This is a genomic window from Acidovorax sp. 93, from assembly GCF_003633835.1.
Taxonomy (GTDB): Bacteria; Pseudomonadota; Gammaproteobacteria; order Burkholderiales; family Burkholderiaceae_C; genus Acidovorax; species Acidovorax facilis.
Genome location: NZ_RBIT01000001.1, coordinates 1261194 through 1278709, shown reverse-complemented (window position 1 = coordinate 1278709; position 17516 = coordinate 1261194). Strand labels below are relative to the sequence as shown.

Annotated in this window: 17 protein-coding genes; 6 read left to right on the top strand and 11 right to left on the bottom strand. The window is 65.9% G+C overall.

Annotated features, from left to right (window positions below; genetic code table 11):
* Positions 1–6: 6 nt before the first annotated feature.
* The 4 genes from C8C93_RS05765 to C8C93_RS05750 all read left to right on the top strand — a co-directional run bounded on the left by C8C93_RS05765 (position 7) and on the right by C8C93_RS05750 (position 3325).
* A complete protein-coding gene (locus tag C8C93_RS05765; RefSeq protein ID WP_121506206.1) occupies positions 7–1068 on the top strand; it encodes an ABC transporter permease in 1062 nt (353 codons plus the stop codon).
* Positions 1069–1182: 114 nt separating this feature from the next.
* On the top strand, positions 1183–2106 hold the full coding sequence (locus tag C8C93_RS05760; protein ID WP_121506205.1) for an ABC transporter permease: 924 nt from the start codon (positions 1183–1185) through the stop codon (positions 2104–2106).
* Positions 2103–2576 carry a hypothetical protein gene (locus tag C8C93_RS05755; protein WP_121506204.1) on the top strand — a complete coding sequence of 158 codons (474 nt, stop codon included), beginning with the start codon at positions 2103–2105 and terminating at the stop codon, positions 2574–2576. The genes C8C93_RS05760 and C8C93_RS05755 overlap by 4 nt, the downstream gene beginning before the upstream one ends.
* 11 nt (positions 2577–2587) lie before the next feature.
* Positions 2588–3325, top strand: a complete 738-nt coding sequence (locus tag C8C93_RS05750) for an AraC family transcriptional regulator (RefSeq protein ID WP_121506203.1) — start codon at positions 2588–2590, stop codon at positions 3323–3325.
* 64 nt (positions 3326–3389) lie between these two features.
* Here the strand turns inward: C8C93_RS05750 and C8C93_RS05745 are convergent, their stop codons facing one another.
* Complete coding sequence (locus tag C8C93_RS05745; RefSeq protein ID WP_121506202.1) at positions 3390–3782, bottom strand: VOC family protein; 393 nt, start codon at positions 3780–3782, stop codon at positions 3390–3392.
* A 125-nt stretch (positions 3783–3907) separates the two neighbouring features.
* Between C8C93_RS05745 and C8C93_RS05740 the strand changes: the two genes are divergently transcribed.
* Positions 3908–5182, top strand: coding sequence for an amidohydrolase family protein (locus C8C93_RS05740; protein ID WP_121506201.1), 1275 nt, complete (start codon positions 3908–3910; stop codon positions 5180–5182).
* Positions 5183–5240: 58 nt separating this feature from the next.
* On the opposite strand, the gene C8C93_RS05735 is transcribed toward C8C93_RS05740, so the two are convergent.
* Genes C8C93_RS05735 through C8C93_RS05725 form a run of 3 tightly spaced genes read right to left on the bottom strand, consistent with a single transcriptional unit; the run spans position 5241 to position 10211 of the window.
* Positions 5241–6374, bottom strand: a complete 1134-nt coding sequence (locus tag C8C93_RS05735; RefSeq protein ID WP_121506200.1) for an ABC transporter permease — start codon at positions 6372–6374, stop codon at positions 5241–5243.
* Position 6375: 1 nt separating this feature from the next.
* Entirely contained in the window at positions 6376–9147 is a 2772-nt protein-coding gene (gene rbbA / locus C8C93_RS05730) for a ribosome-associated ATPase/putative transporter RbbA (protein ID WP_121506199.1), read from the bottom strand.
* Positions 9144–10211, bottom strand: a complete 1068-nt coding sequence (locus C8C93_RS05725) for an HlyD family secretion protein (protein ID WP_121506198.1) — start codon at positions 10209–10211, stop codon at positions 9144–9146. Before C8C93_RS05725 ends, rbbA begins: the two co-directional genes overlap by 4 nt.
* A 154-nt stretch (positions 10212–10365) precedes the next feature.
* Here C8C93_RS05725 and C8C93_RS05720 point away from each other — a divergent pair, with 154 nt between their 5' ends.
* Entirely contained in the window at positions 10366–11022 is a 657-nt protein-coding gene (locus tag C8C93_RS05720) for a hypothetical protein (RefSeq protein WP_121506197.1), read from the top strand.
* 140 nt (positions 11023–11162) lie between these two features.
* Here the strand turns inward: C8C93_RS05720 and C8C93_RS05715 are convergent, their stop codons facing one another.
* From C8C93_RS05715 to C8C93_RS05685, 7 genes are all read right to left on the bottom strand, one after another.
* Positions 11163–11792, bottom strand: coding sequence for a DUF1569 domain-containing protein (locus C8C93_RS05715; protein ID WP_121506196.1), 630 nt, complete (start codon positions 11790–11792; stop codon positions 11163–11165).
* Positions 11793–11907: 115 nt separating this feature from the next.
* On the bottom strand, positions 11908–13107 hold the full coding sequence (locus C8C93_RS05710) for a GGDEF domain-containing protein (protein WP_121508663.1): 1200 nt from the start codon (positions 13105–13107) through the stop codon (positions 11908–11910).
* 324 nt (positions 13108–13431) lie between these two features.
* Complete coding sequence (locus C8C93_RS05705) at positions 13432–14715, bottom strand: hypothetical protein (RefSeq protein WP_121506195.1); 1284 nt, start codon at positions 14713–14715, stop codon at positions 13432–13434.
* Positions 14716–14871: 156 nt separating this feature from the next.
* Positions 14872–15636, bottom strand: coding sequence for a hypothetical protein (locus C8C93_RS05700; RefSeq protein WP_121420331.1), 765 nt, complete (start codon positions 15634–15636; stop codon positions 14872–14874).
* 5 nt (positions 15637–15641) lie between these two features.
* Positions 15642–16220, bottom strand: coding sequence for a hypothetical protein (locus C8C93_RS05695; RefSeq protein ID WP_121420332.1), 579 nt, complete (start codon positions 16218–16220; stop codon positions 15642–15644).
* The gene (locus C8C93_RS05690) at positions 16217–16510 is read right to left on the bottom strand and encodes a J domain-containing protein (RefSeq protein ID WP_121506194.1); all 294 of its coding nucleotides are present in this window, start codon (positions 16508–16510) and stop codon (positions 16217–16219) included. Before C8C93_RS05690 ends, C8C93_RS05695 begins: the two co-directional genes overlap by 4 nt.
* A 67-nt stretch (positions 16511–16577) precedes the next feature.
* The gene (locus tag C8C93_RS05685; RefSeq protein WP_055396756.1) at positions 16578–17291 is read right to left on the bottom strand and encodes a YebC/PmpR family DNA-binding transcriptional regulator; all 714 of its coding nucleotides are present in this window, start codon (positions 17289–17291) and stop codon (positions 16578–16580) included.
* Positions 17292–17516 lie beyond the last annotated feature (225 nt).

Genomic DNA, 17516 nt, shown 5'->3' with positions numbered 1-17516 from the left:
AAATCCATGAGACTCGAAAAACGCAACCACACCTCCCCCGCCGCCTACGTGCTGGCACCGGTGGGCGCCGTGGTGTTCACATTGATCGTCAGCGCCCTGCTGGTGCTGTGGGCCGGTGCGCCGGTGGGCCAGACTTATGCATTGCTGCTGCAAGGCGCGTTCGGCTCAGTGTTCGCACTGACCGAAACCCTCACCCGCGCCACGCCGCTGATCCTGACGGGGCTGGCGGCCGCAGTGGCCTTCCGCGCCCGGCTGTTCAACATTGGGGCTGAAGGCCAGCTCTATGCAGGCGCGCTGGCCGCCGTGGCCGTGGGCGGCATGCACGGCGGAACGGGACTGGAGTGGTCGCCCTACCTGCTCTTCCCACTCATGATGCTGGCGGCTGCGCTGGCCGGTGCCGCGCTGCTGCTGGGCCCGGCGCTGATGAAGGCGCGGCTGGGGGTGGACGAGGTCGTCACCACCCTGCTGCTCAACTTCATCATGTTGCTGCTGGTGTCGGCCCTGCTCGATGGCCCGATGAAAGACCCGCTCTCGATGGGCTGGCCGCAAAGCGTGACTCTGCAAGGCGACTTGGAGTTGTCCAAGCTGGTGCCACAGACGCGGCTGCACACGGGGCTGCTGTGGGCCGTGTCGCTGGCGGTCATTCTGTGGGCGCTGCTGGCGCGCACGGTCCCGGGTTTTGACATTCGCGCTGCGGGCGCCAATGCGCGGGCTGCCGCGTTTGCCGGTGTGCCCATCACGCGCACCGTCGTGCTGGTCGCCCTGCTGTCGGGCGGGCTGGCGGGGCTGGCCGGTGCCATCGAGGTGGCGGGCCGCACCAGTTATGTGACGCTGGACATGTCGCCGGGCTACGGCTACAGCGGCATCGTGATCGCCATGCTGGCGGGGCTGCACCCGCTGGGTGTGATGGCAGCGGGCACCTTTGTGGCGGGTGTGCTGGTGGGGGCGGACAGCATGAGCCGCGCAGTGGGCGTGCCCACCTACATTGCGGATGTGATCGTGGCGACCTCGCTGATTGCGGTGCTGGTTGCCGGCTTGCTGACGCAGTACCGTGTGCGGTGGAAATGAGGGCGCCATGAACAAGCACGCGTACCAGAATTTCAAGCCAAATTGGCCTCTAGCGCTTATCCATAAAGCGCCAATAGCTATCAAAATTGAAATAACCTGCGCCGAGGCGGGCACATGACCGAACTGCTCGATATCCTTGCCAACCCCGCGTTCTGGATCGCCACACTGCGCTTGGCCACCCCGCTCATCCTGGGCACGCTGGGGGTGCTCATGTGCGAACGCGCAGGCGTGCTCAACCTGGGCATTGAAGGGATCATGGTCGCAGGCGCCTTCACCGGCTGGCTGACGGTATTCGCGGGCTACGGGCTGTGGACGGGCGTGCTGGTGGCGGCGCTGACCGGGGCGGTGTTCGGGCTGCTGCACGCGTGGCTCACGGTGGGGCTGGCGCTGTCGCAGCATGTCTCAGGCCTGGGCATCACGCTGCTGGCCACGGCGCTCAGTTACTACGGATATCGCGTGAGCTTCCCCAAAGTGAACACACCACCCACCATCGAGCCGTTTGCGCCGATGGAGTGGCTGGGCATTCCCATCCTGTCTGCGCAGACGCCGCTCACGCTGCTGGCCCTACTGCTGGTGCCGCTGCTGGCCTGGGTGCTGCTGCGCACACCGCTGGGATTGGCCGTGCGCATGGTGGGCGAGAACCCGCAGGCGGCCGAAGGCCAGGGCATCTCGGTGGCGGCCACACGCACGGGCGCCATCGTGGCGGGCTCGGCGTTGATGGGCGTGGCGGGGTCGTTCCTCACGCTGTCGGCGTTCAACGCGTTCTTCTTCAACATGATCAACGGCCGGGGCTGGATCTGCGTGGCGCTGGTGGTGTTTGCGTCGTGGCGGCCCGGCAAGGCGTTGCTGGGTGCGCTGCTGTTTGCGTTTTTTGATGCACTGCAGTTGCGGCTGCAGCAGGCGGGGGATGCATGGCTGCCGTACCAGGTCTATCTGATGCTGCCCTACCTGCTGTCGATCCTGGCGCTGGTGCTGGTGGCGCGCAAGGCGGCGTATCCGCAGGCGCTGATGAAGCCGTATCGCAAGGGAGAGCGATGAAGCTTGTTCCACATACTTTTGTCCGTTGGCTGGCCCCGGCTGTGCTGGCCTGCGCGGGCCAGGCCCACGCACTGGGGATGGAGATGCCGTATGAGTCCTTTGCCACTGCACCCGATGTGGACTGGATCAAGGTCTGTGGCCAGTGGCCCGCGCCCGAGCAGCCCGGAGAAAGCCGCGGCATGTATCGCATCGTGCACGCCACACGCTACGCGCAGTCGTTCTTGTACTTGCAGTGGATCGTGCGCGACAGCACCGACAGTGCCACCGAGGTCCACTCCGAGAGCTTTGCGCAGATCAACAACGACCACGCCTCCCTCACGCTGAGCCAAATGAACTGCCAGGCCACGCGCCGAGGCATTCGTTTTACGGCCCGGGCGGAGTCGGGCCATGGAGACCGTGCTTTCCGCATCACCATCGATGCAGGGCACAAGCCAGGCGATGTGCGTTTTCGCACTACTCAGAAGCGCTGAGCCCCTCGACCATGCCCGCCACACCGGTTCATCCCATCGCACCTGCTGCGCTGCCACCCACGGTACTGGCGCGTTGGCAGTTCGACACCACCGACGCCAACCCCACCACGGTGTTGCCCGACGGCTGCAGCGACCTCATCCTGCATACCAATGCGCGCGGCCAGTCTGCCTGGCATATCTCTGCATTGGCCGATGCTGCAATGGTCGTGCCGGGGCCTGCGGGCGAACAATGGCTGGGCTTTCGCCTTGTACCGGGCACCCGCATTGACACACCAGCCTTGTTGAGGTCTGCACAAGCTATCTGGCAGCAAGCCCAGCACCGCGCAGGGCGGCCCTCCTTCAGCTTGGCCGGTGGTGGCACAACGGCGCCGGAAGCCTTGTTGCTGGAAGCCATCGACCAGCACACCCGCGCGGACCCGCGTGCGCAAGAAGCGCTCCGCTCGCTGGCGCATTGCCGCACCGTAGGCGCGGCGGCGCACAGCCTGGGAGTCTCAGAGCGCAGCCTGGAGCGCCTGACCCAACGTACCACCGGCCAAACGCCCCGCTTCTGGCGCGCCCTGGCCCGCGTGCGCAGAGCAGCACAGGCCTTGGGCACTGTGCAACCGCTGGCCGAAATTGCGGCGGATCACGGCTTTGCCGACCAGGCGCACTTCAGCCGCGATTGCCTGCGCTGGCTAGGGCAAACACCTGCGTCATTGCGCGGCGCACCGCAACTGCTGGCCACGGTGGCACAGGCGGGCTATGCCTGATTGCTGTGTGCACTTGGCGCTGATGACAGGGCGACGCTGCCAGCGCAGAAGTGATCCCCACAGTTCAAGCGGCCGGCGGCCCCACAGGCGTGCACAGCTCCACCAGCGCCCCGTTGATATCCGCCACATAGGCCACGGTCTGGCCCCAGGGCATCTGCTCCGGCGCCTGCACCAGGCGCGCACCGGCATCCACCGCGCGCTGCACAGCGGCGGCCACGTCGGCCGTGGTGAACGCGATCTCGAAACTGGGCGCATCGGCCGACGCGCGCTGCGGGTTCTTGCCCAGCTCGGCCATCAGCCGCAGCGACGAGAAGGCCAGTGCGGTGGCGCCGGTGTCCAGCTCGCCAAAGTCGCCTGCCTCGTGCACAAAGCGGCGAGCAAAGCCGAAGGCAGCTTCGTAAAAAGCGATGGTTTTTGGAACGTCTTCGACGTAGAGAATCGTGTAGCCAAATTGCATGAGAGCTGCCTTTGTAAGAATGGATGCGCTAAAACGTTGATGCGCAAAGCGAGACCCAGAGCTTAGGCACAGAGCCCGCTCACGTCTTGAAAAAACCCGACACTACTACCTGAACCGCCCACGCCATGCTCGACCTGCTCATCACCCACGTCACCCTGCCCGATGGCCGCCAGAACATGTCCATCGCCGTGCAGGACGGCCGCATTGCCGAAGTGACCGAGGGCCTGCAAGCGCCCGCGCATGAGACGGTAGATGCCGGTGGCATGCTGGTGAGCCCGCCGTTTGTGGATGCGCATTTCCATATGGATTCGACCCTGAGCTATGGCCAGCCGCGCGTGAACGAGAGTGGCACGCTGCTCGAAGGCATTGCACTGTGGGGCGAGCTCAAGCCGACGCTGACGCACGAGGCCATCGTAGAGCGCGCCCTGCGCTATTGCGACATGGCCGTGGCGCGCGGACTGCTGGCCATTCGCAGCCACGTGGACACGAGCCACCCCAGCCTGCTGCCCGTGCAGGCCCTGCTGGATGTGAAACAGCGCGTGGCGCCCTACCTGGATTTGCAGCTCGTGGCCTTCCCGCAAGACGGCGTGCTGCGCGCGCCGGGCGGGCTCGACAACCTGAAACGGGCTCTGGATATGGGCGTGGACGTGGTGGGCGGCATTCCTCACTTCGAACGCACGATGGCCCAGGGGGCCGAGAGCGTGAAGATCCTCTGCGAGCTGGCCGCCGAACGCGGCAAGCGCGTGGACATGCACTGCGACGAATCCGACGACCCGCACTCGCGCCATGTCGAAACCCTGGCTTTTGAAACCCAGCGCCTGGGCCTGCACGGCCGGGTGACGGGCTCGCACCTCACCTCCATGCACAGCATGGACAACTACTACGTGAGCAAGCTCATCCCCCTGATGGCCGAGGCCGATCTGGGCGTGGTGGCCAACCCTCTCATCAACATCACCTTGCAGGGCCGCCACGACACCTACCCCAAGCGCCGGGGCATGACCCGCGTGCCCGAGCTGATGGCTGCGGGTCTCACCGTCGCTTTCGGCCACGACTGCGTGCTGGACCCCTGGTACAGCGGCGGCAGCGCCGACATGCTGGAGGCCGCGCACATGGGCCTGCATGTGGGCCAGATGACCAGCCAGGCCGCAATGCGGCAGTGTTTTGATGCGGTGACGGTAAACCCCGCGCGCCTGCTGGGTCTGGAGGGCTATGGCATTGCGCCCGGCTGCCATGCAGACTTCGTGCTGCTGCACGCACGCACCCCTGTCGAGGCGATTGCGTTGCGGGCCACCCGCCTGGGCGTATGGCGGCGGGGCCAGCGGCTCGCCAGCAGCCCGGCACCCGTGGCGCAACTGCACCTGCCGGGGCGGCCCTGCAGCGTGGATTTCACGTCCAATTAGCCCCTGGCGCTTATCCAACAAGCGCAACATGCTACAAATTCAATAGTATCCCAAGCATCTACGCCATGCGCGCAATCGTCTTGCGAAACCGCGCCAGCGCCAGGCTGAACAGCACCGCCCCAATGCCCAGCAGCCACACCAGCGACGGCCACACCACCGCCCAGCCCGCGCCCCGGTAGAGGATGGCCTGGGCCAGTTCGGTGAAGTGCGTGGTGGGCGCCAGCGCCATCACGTACTGCACCCACAAGGGCATGCTCTCGCGGGGCGTCATGCCGCCCGACAGCATCTCCAGCGGCATCATTACCAGCACCATCAGCAGCCCGAACTGCGGCATGCTGCGCGCCACCGTGGCCATGAAGATGCCCATGGACGTGGTGGCGAACAGATGCAACGTGGCCCCCAGCAGAAACAGCGGCACCGAGCCCTCGATGGGCACGCCAATCGCCCAGCGGATCACCGCCGTGAGCGACACCCAGGTAGCGACCAGCACCACCAGCGCCATGGCCCAGACCTTGGCCAGCATGATCTCGCCCGGGGTGACAGGCATGACCAGCAGGTGCTCCACTGTGCCATGCTCGCGTTCGCGGATCAGCGCGGCGCCGGTGAGGATGATGGAGAGCATGGTCACAATGTTGATCAACTCCATCAGCGACCCAAACCACGCAGGGTTGAGCGCCGGGTTGAAGCGCGAGCGCACCGTCAGCTCGATGGGTTGCTCGGCCACGGTGCGGTCGCGCTGCACGAACTCCGCCACCTCCAGCTGCACGATCTGCTGCACCGCCCCGTTGGCCGCAAACGCCTGCCCCATGCGCGTGGCGTCGATGTTGAGCTGCACCTGCGGCACCCGGCCCGCCAGCACGTCGCGCTGGAAATGGGCGGGAATATGCAGCACCAGCGTGAAGCGGCCAGCATCCAGCAACGGGTCTACCTCGCGCATGCTGATCATGGCGGGGCGTGTGAACTGGGGCGCATAAAACGCCGTGGCGATGCGCCGGGACAGCGCCGAGTCGTCCTCGTCCACGACGGCAATGGGCACGTGGTGCAGCGTCTCAGGCTGCGCCATGCCCGCCGAGTACACCGCCAGCGTGGTGGTGTAGACGATGAGGAACAGCATGGCCGGGTCGCGCCACAGGCTCCATAGTTCCTTGATGCCTAACCTGAAAACGTTCGACCAACGACCTCTCAGCGCCATGTCAGGTCTCCTGCTTACGTAGCAACAGGATGGCGGTGCCGACGATGACCGGCACCGCTACCAGCATGGGCCAGAACTCGGCCTGCAAATCCTGCAGGCCCAGCGCCTTGTTGAACACGCCCCGGCTGATGGTGAACATGTGGCTGGCCGGATAGGCCTCTCCGAACCAGCGCGCAAAGCCCGTCATGGACGACACGGGGTTGATGAGCCCCGCAAACTGCACGGCCGGAATGATCGTGCCCACCATGGCAAAGAACATCGCCGCAATCTGGCTGCGCGTGACGGTGGAGGCCAGGAGGCCCATGCCCGTGGAGCACAGGCTGAATACCACGGCGGCCAATGTCAACGTGGCAAAACTTCCCGTCATCGGCACGCCAAACACCGTCACGGCCGCCAGGCACATCAGGCCAAAGTTGAACAGCGCCAGCAGCACATAGGGCAGCTGCTTGCCCAGCATGAATTCGGTGCGTGTGGTCGGCGTGACATACAGGTTGATGATGGAGCCCAGCTCCTTCTCGCGCACCACAGCCAGGGCCGTGAGCATGGCGGGCAGCATGAGCAACAGCAGCGGGATCACGGCAGGCACCATGGACGGCAAGCTGCGCACGTCGGGGTTGTAGCGGTAGCGCGGCTCCACCTCCAGCAGGCCCCGGGGCACAACGCCCGTGCGGCTGCGGCTTTGCTCCACCAGCCATTGCTGGTGCAGGCCCTGGGCGTAGCCGATGACGGTTTCGGCACGCTGGGGCATGGCGCCGTCCACCCAGGCGCCGATCTGCACCGGCTGGCCGCGTGCCACGTCGCGGGCAAAGCCGGGCGGGATCTCCAGCGCCAGCGATATCTCGGCGGAGCGCATGCGCGCATCCAGCTCGGCATAGGTGGCAATCGGTGGCTGCTCGGTGAAGTAGCGCGAGCCTGCCAGGTTCAGCGTGTAGGCGCGACTCAGCGCGGTCTGGTCGCGGTCCAGCACGGCAAAGCGCAGGTTCTCCACGTCCATGCTGATGCCGTAGCCCATCACGAACATCAGGATCAGCGAGCCCAACAGCGCCATGGCGCCCCGCACCGGGTCGCGGCGCAGCTCCAGCGCTTCGCGCCACTGGGTGCTGTGGATGCGGGCCAGGCTCTGGCGCAGTCGAGTGGGCCAGGTGGGGGCGTTGGGTGCGTGCCCAGGTGATGGGGTGGGCGGTGCCGTAGCCGCAGCAGGTTCCTGGGCCGGCGCGGTGCCAGCAGCGTCTTCCAGGTAGCCAATGAAGGCCTCTTCCAAGGTGGCCGCACCCCGCTTGGCCACGATCTCCTGCGGCGCAGCGCTCTCCAGCACGCGCCCTGCGTGCATCAGCGAGATGCGGTCGCAGCGCTCGGCCTCGTTCATGAAGTGGGTGGAGATGAAGATGGTGACCTTGTCGCGCCGCGCCAGCTCCACCATCAGGCGCCAGAAGTTGTCGCGCGCCATGGGGTCCACACCCGATGTGGGCTCGTCCAGAATCAGCAGCTCGGGCTGGTGCACCATGGCCACGGCCAGCGACAGGCGTTGGCGCATGCCCAGCGGCAGTTTCATGGGCAGTGCGCTGCGGGCGGCCTGCAGGTCAAAGCGCTCCAGCATGGCCGACACGCGCCCTGGCACCTCGGCCTCGGGCACGTGGAACAGCCGGGCATGCAGCACCAGGTTCTGCTCCACCGACAGCTCGCTGTACAGAGAAAACGCCTGCGACATGTAGCCCACGCGCCGCCGTGTGGCCATGTCCTTGGGGTCCACCGGCTGGCCAAACAGCCAGGCCTGCCCGTCGCTGGCGGGCAGCAGGCCGGTAAGCATCTTCATGGTGGTGGACTTGCCGCAGCCATTGCTTCCCAGAAAGCCAAAGATCTCGCCGCGCTGGATGCGAAAGCTCACATGGTCCACCGCCACAAAGTCGCCAAACCGCATGGTGAGGTCGCGCGCCTCGATGGCCACATTGGCGGCGTCATCCGCCTGCGACCGGTCCAGCGGCGGAATCTGCACCGCCTGGTGGCCCCGGCGCTTGGCCTCGGGCAGCAGGGCCACAAAGGCCTGCTCCAGGGAGTCGTGCCCGGTGCGGGCCATCAGCTCACCGGGGGTGCCTGTGGCCAGAATGCGACCCTCGTCCATCGCCACCAGCCATTCAAAACGCTGCGCCTCTTCCATGTAGGCGGTGGCCACGATCACGCTCATGCCGGGTCGCGCGGTGCGGATGCGGCCGATTAAATCCCAGAACTGCGCGCGCGCCAACGGGTCCACGCCGGTGGTGGGCTCGTCCAGGATGAGCAGGTCGGGGTCGTGGATGAGCGCGCAGCACAGGGCCAGCTTTTGCTTCATGCCGCCCGAGAGCTTGCCCGCAGGCCGCGCCAGAAACGGGTGCAGGCCGGTGCTGCGCGTGAGTTCGTCAATGCGGCGACGCCTCTCGGCCGCGTCGTGCCCGAACAGGCGGCCAAAAAACTGCAGGTTCTCTTCCACCGACAGCGTGGGGTACAGGTTCTTGCCCAGGCCCTGGGGCATGTAGGCGATGCGGGGGCACACCCGGCTGCGGTGGCGGCCTTTGGCCATGTCGCCGCCCAGCACCTCCACCGTGCCCTGCTGCACCGCGCGTGCGCCCGCCACCAGCGCCAGCAGGCTGGACTTGCCCACGCCATCCGGCCCGATCAGGCCCACCATGCGGCCCGCGGCCACTTCCAAATCGATGTCTGCGAGCGCCACCGTGCGCCCGTAGCGCTGGCCCACGCCACGCAGGCGGGCCACGGGTGCCGCGCTGCCGGGGAGGTTCACTGGCCGGCCTTGACAGCGAGATTAGCGGGCCATTCCACTGCGGGGTCTACCCGCAGCCAGGCCACGCCGGGCAGGCCGGTCTTGACCTGGTCCTGGTGGCGCAGCAGCAGCGCCTTGTCGATCTGGGCCCGCACGCGGAACATGAGCTTCTGGCGCTCGCTGGCGGTCTCCACCGTCTTGGGGGTGAACTGCGCGGTGCTGGCGACAAACGAGACTTCTGCAGGAATCACAAAGCCCGGCGCAGCATCGAGCACGATGCGCACCTCGCTGCCCAGCGCCACGCGGCCCGCCACGGTCTCGGGCAAGAAGAAGGTCATGTACACGTCGCTCAGGTCCACCAGCTGCAGCACCCGGGCGCCCGCGCCCACCACCTCGCCGGGCTGCACCACGCGGAACTGCACACGGCCGTCGCGCGGGGCCTTGAGCTCGCTGTCGGCCAGCTCCACATCAATGCGGGCCAGCGTGGCCTCCAGCGCGCGCACGTTGGCTTCAGCACTCGTCACCTGCGTGCGCGACGCGCCAATGCCCGCCTGTGCGGCCTTGGCCTGTGCTTTGGCAGCGGTCACAGCGGCCTGCTGGCTGCGCACCTTGGCGCGGTCGTCGTCGAGCAACTGGCTGGAGAAAAAGCCTTCGCGCGCCAGCTGCTCAGAGCGCGGCAGACGGCGGCGGGCAGTGTCGAGGTCGCCCTCGCGCTGGGCTACCACGGCCAGCGCGGCCTGGTAGTCGCTTTCGCGCTGGGCCACCTGCACCTGGGCGCTGCTGATGGCCAGCTGCGCCTGCTGCAGCCGGGCCACGGCCTCTTCGCGCTGGGCCTGCAGGCCGTCGATCTGCATCCGGGCCAGGGGTTGACCGGCTTTTACAAAGTCGCCCTCGGCCACCAGCACCTCCAGCACCCGACCCGCCAGCTTGGTGGCCACGGCGATCTCGGTGGCCTCAATGCGGCCGTTGCCGCTCACAAAACCGGGGCCTGGCCCCTGGGCCTGCCAGGGCGCCCAGCGCAGCAGCAGCCATCCCCCCAGCAGCACCACGGCCAGGGCCGCGGCGATCTTCCATTGCTTGCTCATGGTCCATCCTTGTGGGCACATGGGCCCATCGAGGGATGGTAGCTTTGCACTCCACGTTGCCCCAAGCTGCAGCACACCCTCTCTTGACCTGCATCAATCGCCCCCCCAACATCCGGCTTGCACCGGCCGCGCGTGGCTCTCACAACCGAAACCCATGACCGCCTTCACCCCCCCGCCCCTTTCCGATACTCTCGCCTGGCTGCTGGGCCGTCTTGTCAGCGCCGAAGACGGGCTGCCGGAAGATGAACTGGCTGCCGCAAGCCATCGCCTGGGGTGCCAGGTGCCCCCTGCCCTGCACGCTTACTACGCCGCCGTGGGCAGGCGTGCCGATTTGATGGCCGGTTTTCAGCGGTTTGCGCCGCTGCAGGATTTGGAGTGCCTGGGCGACAAGCTGCTGTTTCTGGAAGAAAACCAGGCCGTGTGCTGGTGGGCCACCGATGCGCAGCAGCGGGTATGGCAAACCACCGACCTGGACGCCCCCGACTGGCACGAGGAAGACGTGGGCCTGGATGCGTTTTTGCACACCATCGCCTACTACCAGATGGCCCAGGGTGGCTACCCGTTCTGCGGCATGCGCGCATGCCATGGGTTCTCAGCGCAGGGGGACCTGGCAGCGCTGCTTCACGCCATGCAGGCGCAGGCCGTGGTGGATGTAGCGGGGCTGCGCATCTTCACCGTGGGGCCGCAGGCGCTGGTGTGGTATCTGCATGCCGAGGGGGCGCTTGCAGAGCCGGGCTTGTTCCTGAGCGCCCTGGACGCCGATCGCTTTGAGGCGCTGTGCGCTCAGTGGGACTTTGACGATCTGGGCTGATCTGGACAATCAGAAAATGTTAAGAAAAATGGCTCCAGCGCTTATTGGACAAGCGCTGATAGCTATACTATTTGCAGCAAAAATCCCAGTCGGGGTTGAATTTCGCGGCCCACACCGCACGCGTTGCACCAGCCCTCCACTCAGCCCCGCACATCAAACGCCGACAGGTGATTGGCCAGGTGCATGGCGTGCGCCTGCTCGTACTGCGCGCGGCTCAACGCCCCATAGGCAAAGTGCGGCTGCAGCGGCCCGGCATGGGCGGCAAAGTCCTGCACGGCCTTGCGCAGCCGGGCCAGGGCCGCTGACGCGTCGGGCGTGGACGCATCCAGCGCGGGCGCGCCGGGAATGGGTTCTGCCAGGTTGTGGCTCATGCGGCCGCGCAGGGCAAACACGTTGAAAGCTGCTGCACCCAGCGTGTTCTGGAACAGCGCCGACTTGGGGGCCGGAAAACCCTGCAGCGAGAACTCGATGCTCTGCGCGCAGTGCTCCAGCGTCTGCGACCAGTTCCAAGCCGTGGCGGGTGCCAGCGGCTGGACCGCCGCGCCTGCAAGGCGTTCTACCTCTTGCATGGCGCCCGCCAGGGTGCCAAAGACGAGTTGCCGATCGTTTCCGGGCCGGTAAAGCAGATAGCCAGCACCAGAGACCGCCACCACACCCAGGGTGGCCAACCCCGTACCCGAACGGAGGAACGCCCTGCGCGGTGCAGCGGGTGGTGTGGGCAACACATCGAACGGGGCGCCCGGATTGCTGCCGTGGGGATTGATTGCCATGGGATGGTGGTCAGGTTGTTGTGGGCCGAAGGGGTGCCCACCATTTTGCCGCCAGCAAATGCTGCAGCGGCGCAGCGAAGGTCGGGCAGCCGACACAGGCGGTGCGTACGGCGGCTCAAGCAGCAGTCGCTGCTGGCGCCACCGGAGTGCCCACGATTTTTTCAGACACTTCCACGCGGTTGCGGCCGCGCTCCTTGGCCAGGTACATGGCCTCGTCGGCGCGCTGCAGCGCAGCGCCCGCCGCGTCGCCGTGGGCACACAGGGTGACGCCCACACTCACGGTCAGCGGAATGGACTGCGGGCCCGTGGCCACTGGCTGGGCTTCGACCAGCGCGCGCAGGCGTTCAGCCACGGCCAGGGCACCAGCGGCGCTCGCGTTGGGCAGGAAGATGGCGAACTCTTCGCCCCCCAGGCGCCCCATCACGTCTTCCTTGCGCAGGCAACGGTGGGCCAGCATCACAAAATGGCGCAGCACATCGTCACCCGCCCGGTGACCCCAGGTGTCGTTGATGTTCTTGAAGTGATCCAGGTCCATCACCAGCACGGGCACAGCCGTCCCGGTGCGCTGGGCGGCACTGATGGCCTTGTCCAGCAGCGTGAGAAACGCGCGACGGTTGAACACGTTGGTCAGCGGGTCCATCTCGGCCAGGTGCCGCAGCTCGCTGGTGATGAACTCGTTGGCCAGCATCAGCGCACCAAACCCCAGCAACACCACGGCCACAATGGCCTCCAGCAGAACAAACTGCGATACCAGAGCCACCAGTCCGGCGTCTGGCAAGCCGCCGGGCGCAACGGGAGCGAGCTTGAACAGTGCCGGACGCAGCAACAAAAACAGGCCATGCAGACCCGCCACCAACGCAAACAGGTAGCGCGCGGGCACGCGGCGCACACCACCATCGGCCATCGTGCGCGCCGTGAGCAAAAAGCAGATGCCCGCACCCAGCCCCACAAAAACAAACCGCATTCCCAGATGGGACTGCACCACGGTGAAATACACCGACGCGACCATCAGGGCCCCGATACCCACGACCGCATACCAATGAGAAAACGGGCGTCGCCCCATGTACATGCGGCTGGCCATCAGGCACAGGTAGGCTGCCAGCGACACCGAACCTTGCGAGATCACCACCGCCACCACCTCGGGAAACCAGTCCCGTACCAGCAGACTCACGCTGAACACCGATCCCAGCAGGAACGACACCATCCACAGGCGCAGGCCGGGGATGTTCCGGTTGAACGACCACACGGCATACAACACCGTGGTGACGAGCGCAGTCAGAAGCGCTGCAATGATGAGGAGTGTGGGGCTGTGCACTTTGAGGGCGGGCTGGCGGGCGGCTGGAATGTTAACCGGACCGCCGCCAGGCACCGTGTCGCGCGGCACCTTTCCTTGACCTGTGTAAAGGTGCCGCCTGGTGCAAATGGGATAAATTGGGCGGATGACGGCGCCAAGCCCGCAGCGTGCCGTTCGCGGCTAGGAGGCTGCGCGGCAGAAGGCATCGAAGCGAAACGCGCGAAAACTGAGGATCGCGTGGTGCTACCGACAAGCCCAGGGTGGGCCCCTGGGCGCAGGAGGTGGTACCGCGCGAGACCGGTTTATCGCGCATTGCAGCCGATGTTCCTTCTGCCGCGCAGCCTCCTAGCCCACCACATTGCATTCCCGGCGCAGCAGGGCCAGGGCATCGTGCATCTGGTAGTCCATATCGCTGAGCAAGGTTTTTTCTGCGTCCTGCACAAAGCTGGTCCACAGCGCGATGTAGTCCTGCTGGTGCACACCGGGCGCGTGGGTGCGGATGAACTCGGTGGCCAACGCGGGCTGCAGGCCGGATTTGCGCAGTTTGCGCACCAGGCTGGCGGCGGTCTTTTCGGTCAGCAGGGTTTTCTTGGGCACACCCGCAGCCAGGCACAGGAACAGCGTGAGCAGCGAATGTTCGTCATCGTTGCCCTGGGTGGTTTTTGTCCAGGTCTTGCTGGCGGGCAGCGGGGGTTCCTCGCCCTCCTCCAGCGCATCCAGGCTGCGGTGGAAGTTGTCCACCTCGGCCAGCGGGTCGTCCAGCAGAAAGTAGCGCGCACGGAAAGCGCCGGTGGGCCGCAGCAGCGTACGCACCAGTGTGGCGGAATCCAGCAGCCTCGGCAGGTCGGCCAGCACACTGGCGCAGTGCGCCAACATCACCTCGCGCAGTTCAGCAGGCAAACCGGGGGGCAGGCGCAGCTGTGAAGGCGGCGCCAGCTTCTTCTTGCGCTGTGCCATCAGCATTTTTTCGAACGCGACGGTGTTCGGCCATTCGCCCAGATCCATGGACCTGGGCGCCAGGGCCAGCATGAGCAGGCCGGTGCGGATGACGGCTTCAGCATCGGCACCCGCAGCTTCGAGCTCGTCCGGGTCCAGGTCGAACTGCTCGGCCAGCCACTGGGCGGCATGGATGGCCTGCGCAATCTGCGTGCGGCGCGCCAGCTCGGCCCGATAGTCTGCATGGCTGCGCAGTGACCACACGGCCAGCAGCGGGGTCTCGGCATCGGCATAGCCTGCCATGCCAAAGTTGCTGCTCTCGGGCATGCCAATCAGGCGCTTGAGCATGTCTGAGCCGCCCTTGGAGCGCGACAGCAATGAATGGTCGCGCAGCGAGATGGCGGCCTGGTGCAGGTCGCCCCCGGTGGTATCGAGCAGGTACAGGCTGATGAGGTTGACCATGCGGTCACGCGCCTTCTCCAGCTCGGGCCGCAAAAACTCGCTGCCAAAGTAGCGGGCAATCTGCACCATGCCCTTGGGCGCATCGGCATTGATGGCGGCCAGCTTGTTGGCACCAATCACGCCATGCTGGACGCCATAGGCCAGCGCCTTTTCAAAGAAAGGACGGGCGTCGTGGAGCTGCAGCGTGTTGGCCCCCGCAGCCTGGGTAGAGGACTGTTCGTCGATGGTCATTTAGTGGGCCATTCCCGCAGCCGTTGAAACTGGCGCTGCGAAGGCCAGCGCCCCCGCGCAAGGGCCGCCCCGCAGCGCTGGGGGCGTCCCCCTCCCGCGTTGCGCAGCAATGCGAGAGAGGGTGAAGGCGCGAAGCGACTCAGGGGGTGCTTCATCTCAAATCGCCGATTCCTCATCCGACGTACGTGCGGCGGGCGTGGCCTTGCCGCGATCCGTCTCGCTGGTCTCGAATTTGCCGTCGTCTTCCTCGGCGGGCGATTCGTCGCCCTCTTCCAGGCCCAGGTCAAAGGCACGTGCCTTGGCGCGCAGCACCAGCAAGGTTTCGATGAACAGGTCGCGGCACTCGTAGCGCAGCAGCCAGGCCATCTGCATCCAGTCGCGGTCGGCCACCTCGTCCAGATCGATGCGCGGCTGCACGTAGCCCGAGGCGAGCAGCTCGTCGTCGGTCAGCGTGGGGCCATAGTCTTCCACCGCGTCAAACGTGCCGGTGCGGGCAAAGGCTTCGATGCGGCTCCACTTTTCGGCAAAGTAGTTGGCCAAGGCCTCGGCGCCACCGTCCAGGTCGCCAATGGCAGTAAGAAACTCCACCGGGTCGGCATCGTCGCGGAAGATGACCGCGTTGACCATGCTGCGCAGGTGCGTGTGGGTGAGGTCCTTGTACTGCTTTTCAAGCACCATAGCGCGCGCGAACTGCTCAGGCGTCACCAGCATGTTGACCACAGAGGCCTTGGACTCGTCGTACTCGCGCATCACGGCCAGAATGTCCTTGGGGGCCAGCTGGTCCAGCACCACCATCAAGGCGTTGTCGCCCTCGGCATCCGCCAGCTCCGACAAGGCCGATTCGGCGCCCACGATGTCGCCAGCCGCGATCAGGCTAGTGGTCTTGGTGATAAGGGCGAGGTGTTGGTTGTTGCTGCTCATGGTCGTCACTCCTTGCGGTCAAAACCCGCGTCGGCCAGCCAGTTGGAGCTGGCCTCTTCGCGGCTGCGGCTGTTTTGTGGGTCCGCAGCGTCATCGGCGCTCAGTGCGTTGTAGTCGTCATCATGCTCTGCGGCGTCTTCACCGTCATCGGCGTCGCTGTCACCCTCGGCCGACGAGGCCGCATGGTGCGCCAGGCGGGCGTGCTGCTGCAGGTATTCCAGCCCTGCAGCCACAGCCATGAAGCGGGCGCCCTGCGGTTCGCGCAGCACGGTTTGCGCCAGGCTGCTGGCCCAGGGCTCCAGCGCGATGGCAGGCGAGAGGCTGTGCCAGTCGGGCAGTTCGTCCACCGGCAGGCTCAGCAGGTGTTCCACCACAGCCGGCTTGGTGAAGCGAAAACCCTGGTGGAACACCACGGCCACCATTTCGGGGGCCAACTCCATCATCTGGACCAGAAAGGCAATCTCGTTGCGCTTTTCGGCCAGCCGCTTGCGCAGCACGTCCTTGCCTTCGGAGTCGGAAACCAGGTCGTCCAGCTCGGCCTGGTAGGCAGAGCGCAGGTCATAAAAATAAGGGGAAAGTTTCACGGAGTGGTCGTTGTCAAAATGCGCGAGGAATAGGCTTGCCAGATCTCTTGGGCGGTGTGCAGCGGGTTGTCCAGCAGGTTGCGGCGGCGGTTGTCGTCGTAGGCCTGGCGGGCGGTGTCGTCCGACAGCACTTCATAGGCTTTTTGCACAGCCTGAAAGCGCTGGGCAGCGTCGGGGGCGTCGTTGCGGTCCGGGTGGTAGAACGACGCCTTCTGGCGAAAGGCTTTCTTGATGTCGGCCAGCGATGCGTTGGCCGCAAGCCCGAGGGCGGCGTAGTGGTCTGCGGTCATGGATGATTCAATGGAGCGGGGGCGGGATGAAACTGGCACCGGCCACCAGGCCAGCGGGCCACCACCATCAGCCGCCCAGGCTCACAAACACGTTCTGCACGTCGTCGTTGGAATCGATGGCGGCCAGGAAGTTCTCCACCTCTTCGAGCTGTTCGGCGGTCAGGTTGGCGGGGTTTACCGGGTTTTTGGGCTTGTAGCCCAGCTTGACCGACAGCACATTGAAGCCGTGGGCGGGCAGCGCACGGCTCACCAGATCGAGGTCGGTGGGGTCGGTCCAGAAGGTGGTGGTGCCTTCTTCGTCGCCTGCTTCAAAATCTTGTGCACCGGCTTCGATGGCGGCCAATTCGGGGTCGGCGTCGGGGTTGGCGGGCTCGGCCTCGATCATGCCGACATGGTTGAAGTCCCAGGCCACCGAGCCCGAGGTGCCCAGCTGGCCCTTGCGGAACAGCACGCGCATTTCGGGCGCGGTGCGGTTGACGTTGTCGGTCAGGCATTCGACCATCACGGCGACCTGGTGGGGCGCAAAGCCTTCGTAGATCACGCGCTCGTAGTTCACGGCATCAGCACCGGTGCCCGAGCCCTTTTTGATGGCACGCTCCAGCGTGTCCTTGGGCATCGAGGCCTTGCGGGCCTGCTCTACCACCAGGCGCAGGCGCGCATTGCTGGCCGGGTCGGCACCGCCGCGCGCGGCCACGGTGATTTCCTTGACCAGCTTGCCAAACAGCTTGCCCTTGGCGTCGGCCACCTGTGCCTTGCCTTTTGCTTTCCACTGCGCGCCCATGGTGATGTCTTTCTTGGAGTTGTGGCGCGCCAGGGCGCCTGTCGATGTGATGGAGGCCCATTCGAGCACCAAAAGCCCGAAATAAGCCCCTGTGCAGGTTGGAACCGAACCCTATAGGGTACCACCGAGCCACCCGTTGCCTTGCCGCCACGCCCAAGCCAGCGCCCAGCCTGGGGGCAGGTAACCTCACCACCATGCAGGCCCTTCGCTTCCCCGTCATTCAGG